Raw genomic sequence first — 4,184 nt, 5'->3', positions numbered from 1 at the left:
CGCCGGGCGGCCGTGGCTGAGCGCCGCCAGCCGCGCCAGCATGTCGCGCCACAGGCCCGCCGTTTCGGCCGGTGCGCCCGCGAAGATATCGCCGGGCGTCGCGGCGCGCGCATAATCGCCCAGCCACGCTTCCAGTAGTTCGTGGTCGCGATCCTCGCGACGGGGCATGGCAGCGGGCTGCGCGGACATCTACATCCTCCCCCGGAGGGGGAGGGGGACCACCCGAAGGGTGGTGGAGGGGTAGTTGCCGCAAAGCGCATCGCTTGTGCCCACACCCCTCCACCATGCTGCGCATGGTCCCCCTCCCCTTGCAGGGGAGGATGAGAAAACGACATCATCCATCACGATGCCGGCGTGCGCAGGTCGAGCGTCATCGGGAACTCGCCGGGCAATTCCTCAAGCGGGATCTCGACCGGACCGGGGGTGTGGCCATGATCCTGGAACCGCGCCCGGCGCCGCGCCTCCGCCTCATAGCTGTTGACCGGAACGTCCTCGTAGGAGCGGCCGCCGGGATGGGCGACATGGTAGACGCAGCCGCCGAGCGACCGGCCGTTCCACGTGTCAAGCACGTCGAAGGTCAGCGGCGCGTTGGCGGGCAGCTTGGGGTGGAGGCAGTTGGCCGGCGCCCACGCCTTGTAGCGCACGCCGCCGATGCCCTCGCCCGGCACGTCGGTGGCGGTCATCGGTACGCGGCGGCCGTTGCAGGCGACGACGTGGCGGCCGGCGACGAGGCCGGCGGCACGCACCTGCAATCGCTCGGTCGAACTGTCGACATAGCGCACCGTGCCGCCGATCGCGCCGGTCTCGCCGAGCACGTGCCACGGCTCCAGCGCGTGCGTGATCTCCAGCGTCACGCCGCCGGCGTCGACCGAGCCGAGCAGCGGGAAGCGGAACTGGCGCTGCGCCTCGAACCAGCGCGGATCGAAATCATAGCCGGCCCGCCGCAGGTCTTCGAGCACCTCGAGGAAATCCCGCCAGACGAAATGCGGCAGGAAGAAACGATCGTGCAGCCGCGTCCCCCAGCGCACGAAGCGGCCCTGCTGCGCATCCTTCCAGAACCAAGCGGTGAGCGCGCGCAGGAGAAGCTGTTGCGCCAGGCTCATGCGCGGCTCGGGCGGCATCTCGAAACCGCGAAACTCGACGAGGCCGAGCCGGCCGGTCGGGCCGTCGGGCGAGAACATCTTGTCGATGCAGATTTCGGTGCGGTGGGTATTGCCGGTCACGTCGACCAACAGATTGCGGAACAGGCGATCGAGCAGCCATGGCGGCGGCGGCGTGCCCTGTCCGGGCGCCGGCACCTGCGCGATCGCGATTTCCAGCTCGTACAGGCTCTCGTGGCGCGCCTCGTCGATGCGCGGCGCCTGGCTGGTCGGGCCGATGAACAGGCCCGAGAACAGATAGCTGAGCGCCGGATGGCGCTGCCAGTAGAGGACGAAGCTTTTGAGCAGGTCCGGCCGGCGGATGAACGGGCTGTCTTCCAGCGAAGGCCCGCCCAGCACGAGATGGTTGCCGCCGCCGGTGCCGATCGAGCGGCCGTCGACCATGAACTTGTCGGCGGTCAGCTTCTCCTGCTTGGCGGCCTCGTAGAGCTGCTCGGTGATCCGCACCGCCTCGGTCCACGAGCCCGCAGGATGGACGTTGACCTCGATCACGCCGGGATCGGGCGTCACCTTGAGCACGCGCAGACGCGGATCGGGCGGCGGGGCATAGCCCTCGATCCGCACCGGCACGCGCAGCCGCTCGGCCGCCGCCTCGACCTGCGCGATCAGATCGAGATAATCGTCCAGCGCCTTCACCGGCGGGATGAACACCGAGAGATGATGGCCCCGCGGTTCGACGGTGATCGCGGTGCGCACCGCGCCGTCGATGATCTTCTGCTCGACGCGCTCCTGCTGCTCGGTCGCGGGCGCGGCGTGCAGCTCGGCGCGCCGCCGGCGGAAATCGGGCAGATCCTCGCGCGGCTCGGACGGGTCCTGCGGGTGGATGTACGGAAAGGCGGCCGGCGGCACGTAGGGCAACGTGCCGAGCGGCAGGCGATAGCCCAGCGCCGAATCGCCCGCCACCGCGTAGAGCGCGCCGCGCCTGACCTTCCACTGCTCGCTCTGCCATGTCCGCTCGGCGCGCGCGTTCCAGCGCTGGATCGGCAGGACGTAGCCGACCGGATTCGACAAGCCGCGATCGAATGCGCGGATCATGCGGGCGCGCTGCTCGGGGTCGTCGATCTTGGGATCGCCGGGCGTGACGTTCTCGGGGAGCGCCGCCTCCTTGCCCGCCCACTCGATCGGATCTTCGTAAACCGGGTTCACGAATTCCCGTTCGACGCCGAGATCGTCGGCCACCGCCTGGAGGAAAGCGGCGGCCATCGCGGCGGTGGCGGGCGGATCGCCCGGCCGGGCCTCGCCGGCGATCAGCAAGGGATCGCGCCATACCGGCACGCCGTCAGTCCGCCAGTAGAGCGAATAGCCCCAGCGCGGCAGGCTTTCGCCCGGATACCATTTGCCCTGCCCGTGGTGGAGCAAGGCGCCGGGCGCGAAACGGCCGCGCAAACGGCGGATCAGGCGATCGGCATAGGCCGCCTTGGTCGGCCCGACCGCGTCGGCATTCCATTCCGGCGCCTCGACATCCTCCATCGCGACGAAGGTCGGCTCGCCGCCGGTGGTAAGCCGCACGTCGTTCGCGACGAGATCGGCGTCCACCGTGCCGCCGAGCGCGAGCAGGGCTTCCCACCCGCCTTCCGTGAACGGCCTGGTGATGCGCACCGCCTCGGCGATCCGCGACACGTCCATCTCGAAGTGGAAATCCACCTCGGCGGGCTCGGCGGCGCCCGAGATCGGCGCGGCGGAGCGGTAATGCGGGGTCGCGGCGAGCGGGATATGGCCTTCGCCCGCGAACAGCCCGGAGGTGGAATCGAGCCCGATCCAGCCCGCGCCGGGCAGATAGACTTCGGTCCACGCATGGAGGTCGGTGAAATCGACCTGCGTGCCTTTCGGCCCTTCGAGCGGCTCGACGTCCGCCTTCATCTGGATCAGGTAGCCCGAGACGAACCGCGCCGCATAGCCGAGCTTGCGCAGCAACTGGACCTGCAACCACGCGCTGTCCCGGCACGATCCGGTGCCGAGCGCCAGCGTCTCCTCGGGCGCCTGCACGCCCGCCTCCATGCGGATCACATAGCCGATGCGCTGCGCCAGGGTGGCGTTGACCGCGACGAGGAAATCGATGCTCCGCCCGCGCCACGCCGCAAATTCGCCCACCAGCGCGTCGAATCCCGGCCCGTGCGCCTCGACATCGAAATAGGCCGCAAGATCGGTCGCCAGCGCCTCGTCATAGGTGAAGGGCACTTCCTCGGCATAGGGATCGACGAAGAAGTCGAACGGGTTGATCACCGCCAGATCGGCGAGCAGATCGACCTCGATCGAGAACAGGTCGACCGGATTGGGAAAGACGATCCGCGCCAGCCAATTGCCGTGCGGGTCCTGCTGCCAGTTGAGGAAGTGATCGGCCGGCTCGATCCTGAGCGCGTAATTGGGCACCGTGGTGCGGCTGTGCGGGGCCGGGCGCAGCCGCACGACCTGCGGGCCGAGCCGGATCGGGTGATCGTAACGGTAGCGCGTGAGATGATGGAGCGCGGCTTTCAGCATGATCTGGATCATGGCGACAGCGCTTGTTGCGATGCAATGGGTAAATTGCGGGAACCTCGTGGTTGCGGGCAAACCTCCTCCGTTCGGACTGAGCGAAGGCGAAGCCCTGGCCTTCTTCTGCACCGCCCGAAGAGCAAGAACGGCACCTCGACTACGCTCGGCGCGAACGGATGGGAGGACAAGCCCAGTGCGAGCGGATAGAGAAACGCCATGCGACTGCTCGTCACAGGCTCGTCAGGCTGGCTCGGCCGCCATCTCGTGCCGATGCTTCGGACGGCGGGACATGCCGTGACCGGGCTCGACGTCGCGCCGGGGCAGTGGACGGATTTCGTCGGCTCGGTCGCCGATCGGGCGCTGGTGGATCGCGCCGTCGGCGATCGCGGTATCGAAGCCATCCTGCACGGCGGCGCGCTGCACAAGCCGGACATCGTTCGCCATCCCGCGCGGACGTTCATCGACGTCAACCTCACCGGCACGCTCAATCTGCTCGAGGCGGCGGCAAGATCGGAAGAGCACACGTCTGAACTCCAGTCACTAGCTTATCTC

At 68.7% G+C, this 4,184-nt stretch carries 2 protein-coding genes; both read right to left on the bottom strand.

The features are described 5' to 3' along the window. Positions 1-189, bottom strand: a 189-nt coding sequence (locus tag HUU94_RS06445; protein WP_174274277.1) for a hypothetical protein, incomplete at its 3' end; no start/stop codon positions are given. A 152-nt stretch (positions 190-341) separates the two neighbouring features. Next, positions 342-3,638, bottom strand: coding sequence for a DUF2126 domain-containing protein (locus HUU94_RS06440; protein ID WP_174274278.1), 3,297 nt, complete (start codon positions 3,636-3,638; stop codon positions 342-344). Between the last annotated feature and the right edge of the window lie 546 nt (positions 3,639-4,184).

The organism is Sphingomonas bacterium (assembly GCF_903644055.1).
Lineage (GTDB): Bacteria > Pseudomonadota > Alphaproteobacteria > Sphingomonadales > Sphingomonadaceae > Sphingomonas_I.
Note: the sequence above shows the minus strand (reverse complement) of the source record. Positions and strands in the feature narration are given on the sequence as shown.